This is a genomic window from Fibrobacterota bacterium (assembly GCA_019509785.1).
Classification (GTDB): Bacteria; Fibrobacterota; Fibrobacteria; order UBA11236; family UBA11236; genus Chersky-265.
This window is the reverse complement of sequence record JAEKLQ010000020.1, coordinates 1-4,727: the sequence shown is the minus strand read 5'-3', so window position 1 is coordinate 4,727 and position 4,727 is coordinate 1. Positions and strand designations below refer to the sequence as shown.

Sequence of the window (4,727 nt, the reverse complement as noted above, 5' to 3'; positions counted from 1 at the left end):
CCTGCTGAAACGTTCCGCGCAGCAGGAGTTTTTGCCCGACGAGTCGCGCCAGCAGATCGGTTACTGGCCCAGCCCCCGTTACCTGCGCGAGCGCACGATGCTCGGCTCGAAAACGCTTGGCCAGGCATTCATCGGTGAGACTAATCGTTCGCACGGTAGCGATCTCATCGTCCGACTGGCCGACGAGAAGGACGACCGCCCGCTCTGGATCGCCGTCTGGGGCAGCGGCAACACGGTGGCCCAAGCCATCTGGCAGGTCCAGCAGACGCGCAGCCCGGCGGATTTGAAGGCGTTTCTGCACAAGCTCCGCGTCTATACCATCACTGATCAGGACGCGGCCCAGAAAATCGGCAACACCATCCATTATCCCGAAAGTTCGCACCAATGGATGCGCCGCGAATTTGCCGATGATCTCCTGTTCCTGTGGGACGAGTGCGCGTGGAAATTTCAAAACCACGCCGGCATAATCCACTGGGCCGAGTATGAGGCCTTGGTTCAAAACCACGGCAACCTCGGCTGCCTGTATCCGAAATACAAATGGGGCGTGGAGGGCGACACGCCTACTTTTCTCTATCTCATGCCCGTCGGGCTCAGCGACCCCGAGATCCCCGGTCAGGGCGGCTGGGGCGGATTTTTCGAACGCGGACAGGGCCCGGACAACGCCACCGTGGCCCACGTGAACCAACAGGGCTCCGCCAACGCGACGTCCACGAAGTATCAAAAGCAGTTTTATCCCGCGATCTTCAATAATCTCGCCGCCCGCATGGCGTGGGCACGAGACGGCAAGGGCAACCGCAACCCGATCGTCGCCATCAATGATGACCGGGGCCTCGGCATTCTGACCAACACCTCCGCCGTGGGCACGACCGTCACGCTCGACGCCTCAAAATCCACCGATCCCGACGGCGACAAACTTTCCTTCAAGTGGTGGATTCTGCCCGAGGCTGGCACCTACCCGTCGGAGATCACGCTCGCCAACGCCGACACGAACACCGCCAGGTTGACCATCCCGTCAGACGCCGCCGGCAAAAGTTTCCACGTGATTTGCGAGGTCACGGATGACGGCACCCCCAGTCTGACGGCCTATCGCCGGATTATTTTTCAACCGCCCGCGCGTTGACGCCGGCCTGACCCCATCCCCCCAATCTCCCCCTATTTTCCGACTCCCTATCCACATGAAAAAAACAACCCGCTCCGCTGTCGTTCTCTTGTCCGTGTTGGCTTCGCTGCCCGCGGCGTCATTCGCGCTCAACCCCGTTATTCAAACGATGTATACCGCAGATCCGGCCCCTATGGTCCATGACGGCACGCTTTACCTGTTTTCCGACCACGACGAAGACAAGGGGGAGGCCAACAACTTCAACATGAAGAACTGGGTGCTCGCCACGACCACGGATATGGTGAACTGGACCCAGCACGGCGCGATCGCCTCCCTCCGGGATTTCCCCTGGGCCGCCAAGGAGATCTCCGCCTGGGACGGTTTTGACAACGGTGCCTGGGCTCTCCAGGGGATCGAGCGGAATGGCAAATGGTATCTCTATTGCCCGGTGCAAGGCCGGGGCATTGGCGTGTTGGTGGCCAATAATCCCCTGGGACCCTACACCGATCCCATCAAAAAACCGCTGATTGGCGGCCACTCCGCCCACCTCTACGACAGCATCGATCCGACCGTTTACATCGACGACAAGGGCCAGGCCTATCTCGCCTGGGGCAATCCCAGTCTGTGGTCGGTGAAGCTGAACAAGGATATGATTTCCTACGACACCAGCGTCGGGGAGAATGGCATTATTGGCCATCCGATGACCATCAAGGCCTTTGGCGAGCGCACCCCTCCGGACACAGTAGGCGTTATGCTTCCGGTGCCTGCTCTGCGCGGCACATCCTACGAAGAGGGTCCCTGGCTCTATAAGCGCAATAAGCTCTACTACCTGATTTTTGCCGCTGGTCCCATCCCTGAGCATCTCGCCTACTCCACCGGCCCCACAGCCGAAGGCCCGTGGACCTACGGCGGCGTTCTCATGACCACGCAAAGCGCCTGGACCAACCACCCGGGCGTGGTGGATTACAAGGGCAAGACCTACCTCTTCTACCACAACGCCGCGCTTCCGGGAGGCGACGGCTTCAAACGTTCCGTGTGCGTCGATGAGCTGAAGTTCAACCCGGATGGCTCGATCTCGATGGTGCAGCCGACCAAGGAAGGGCCGGCACCGGTCGCCACCCTCGATCCCTACAAGCGAGTGGAAGCCGAGACCATCGCCTGGTCTTCCGGTGTCAAAATTGAGCCCTGCAGCGCTGGCGGCCAGAATGTGCGAGACATTCACGACGGGGACTACATCCGGGTAAACAACGTCAATTTCGGCGCGACCGGCGCGCGCGCCTTCATGGCCAGCCTCTCCAGCTCGGCCAAGGCGAAGGAGGCCACCGGGGCGAAAATCGAGATTCGTTTGGGCAAGCTCGACGGCCAGTTGATCGGCACGCTGCCGGTCTTGGGAACCGGCGGCGAATGGAAGCCGCAGTCTACCCGGATTTCCGGAGCCTCCGGCATCAACGATCTCTTCTTCGTGTTCCGCGGCGCGGCCGGCGAAGAACTGTTCAAGTTCGATTGCTGGCAATTTTCCCAACGCGACCTGTTCGCGTTCGGTGGGCTCAAGTAAAGCGAAGTCCACGCCCTCCCGCACCGTCACCACGTCAAAATACCCAAAGCACCGGATCCGGGTTCCGGCCCGGTGCATTTTCTCCGAATGAACATCCTGTTTCCCCGTCATCTTTCTCCGGTCATCCGCACGTCCCTTTGCGCCTTCCAGAAAACAAGTAATATGTTTGTTTCAGTGGTTTTATCTCTGCTGGTGCTGGCAGCTACGACTGCTCCGCTTTCCGCCCAAGCCGCGGGAGGCGCCGAAAAGTCTCTATTGCTAAGGTATCAATTTGAGGAGACCGGTGGAACCACCGTCGTCGATTCGTCGGGACACGGCTTCGATGGCACCTACATCAATCCGCCGGCATGGGACGCCGGTGTCACCGGGCGGTCCTTTAAGATGAATGGAGGGGCTCCTGGTTCGCCGACCGCCGCCCACGTGAAAATCCCCGGCGGCGTGTTGAATGGACTCGATGCGATGACCATCGCCACATGGGTCAAGTGGGAGGGCGAGGGCCCGTGGCAGTGGCTCTACGGTTTGGGGATGGATGGGAATAAATATATCTTTGCAACGCCCAGATCCGGTGACGGCGCACTGTATTCAGCGATCAAGGACGGCGGCGCGGAACAGTCGCTTCATGGCAACGTGGCGCTGGAGAATGGAAAATGGCGGCACCTCGCGGTGACCATCAGTGCCACCGGCAGCAGTGTGCTTTATCTCGACGGTGAGAAGGTGGCGGAGAACAATAACGTCACGATCAGGCCTTCGGCTCTTCACGCGGCCGGCGGCGATTACTCGGGCTATATCGGCAAGTCGTTTTATCCCGATCCGTATTTCCGAGGCGCAGTCGACGATTTTCGTATCTATTCGGCCGCGTTGACCGCCGCGCAAGTGGGCGACATTTACGGCGAGGGCATGCCTGCCGCGCAGGTTGTAGCGTTGGTCAAAAGCAATCTGACCATCGGCCGCGCCATTGTCGTGAATGATCTTTCACTCCCCGCCAGCAGCCAGAGCGTGTCGATCACATGGAAATCCAGCAACCCGGCCTTAGTTGGCCATAATGGTGCGGTGAAGCGGCCGGCCAAGGGGCAGCCGGTTGGCGTCGTCACGCTCACGGCCTTCATCAGCAAAGAGGGCGTCACAGCCACGAAGGTTTTTAACCTGAACGTGCCGCCGGTCGGCTATCCGTTGAAATTTGAGAGTTACAACCCGGTTCTGAAGCGCGACGCCGAGGGCAATCGGCTCTTCACGGCCGATCCCGCCGTGCTTGTGGATGGCGATACGCTCTACATTTATGCCGGGCGCGACGAGGCGGCCATCGGTGGCTGGTTCAACATGAACGAGTGGGTCTGCTACTCGACCAAGGACATGGTGGACTGGAAATACGAAGGGGTCGTTTTGAAGGCCACCGATTTTGCTTGGGGCAGTCCGGGAACGGCTTGGGCTTGCCAGGTGGTTAAGCGGCATGGGAAATATTTTTTATATTCCACGACAGGACGTCCGGATCGCCAAGGTTACACCGTGGGTGTGGCGGTGTCGGATAAACCAACCGGGCCGTTTATCGATGCGATCGGCGGTCCGCTGTTTGATAACGCGATTACCACAGGCTCTTCCGTAGAGGGCATTGAGGATATCGACCCGACCGTTTTCGTGGACGACGATGGTCAGGCCTACCTTTATTGGGGTAATAGCACGTTGCACTACGCCTTGCTCAACGAAGATATGATTTCGTTAAAGGACCTCAACGGAGACGGGAAGATCACCGAAGGCGCGGACATTATTTCGAGGATCGAAATCAAGGATCGTCCCATGGGATTTGGGGAAGGCCCCTGGCTATATAAAGCGAAAGGAAAATACTACCTCGTAGACGCCATGGGAATGCCCCAAAAAGTGGTTTACGCGATGTCCGACAGTCCTCGCGGTCCTTGGCAATATAAGGGCGTTATCCTAGACGAGAATGTTCGCCCCGACGGAAGCCGGGGGGATTTCAGTTCCGACACGAGCCATCCGGCGGTCATTGAGTTCAAGGGACAGTGGTATGTATTCTACCACAACGCCGCTCTGCCGACGGGCGGCCAGACACGGCGCTCG

The 4,727-nt window shown here is 59.2% G+C and carries 3 protein-coding genes; all 3 read left to right on the top strand.

Annotation, left to right across the window (positions count from 1 at the left end; all coding sequences use genetic code 11):
• Positions 1-1,120 (top strand): DUF1593 domain-containing protein (locus JF616_00685; protein MBW8886243.1); only part of this gene is annotated, 1,120 nt, incomplete at its 5' end.
• 55 nt (positions 1,121-1,175) lie between these two features.
• On the top strand, positions 1,176-2,654 hold the full coding sequence (locus tag JF616_00680; protein ID MBW8886242.1) for a family 43 glycosylhydrolase: 1,479 nt from the start codon (positions 1,176-1,178) through the stop codon (positions 2,652-2,654).
• Between the two features lie 87 nt (positions 2,655-2,741).
• A partial coding sequence (locus JF616_00675) for a family 43 glycosylhydrolase (GenBank protein ID MBW8886241.1) occupies positions 2,742-4,727 on the top strand: 1,986 nt, incomplete at its 3' end.

What these genes read in the sequence shown, in the direction of transcription:
- JF616_00680 (MBW8886242.1), top strand. Translation starts at nt 1,176, where the DNA reads ATGAAAAAAACAACCCGCTCCGCTGTCGTTCTCTTGTCCGTGTTGGCT.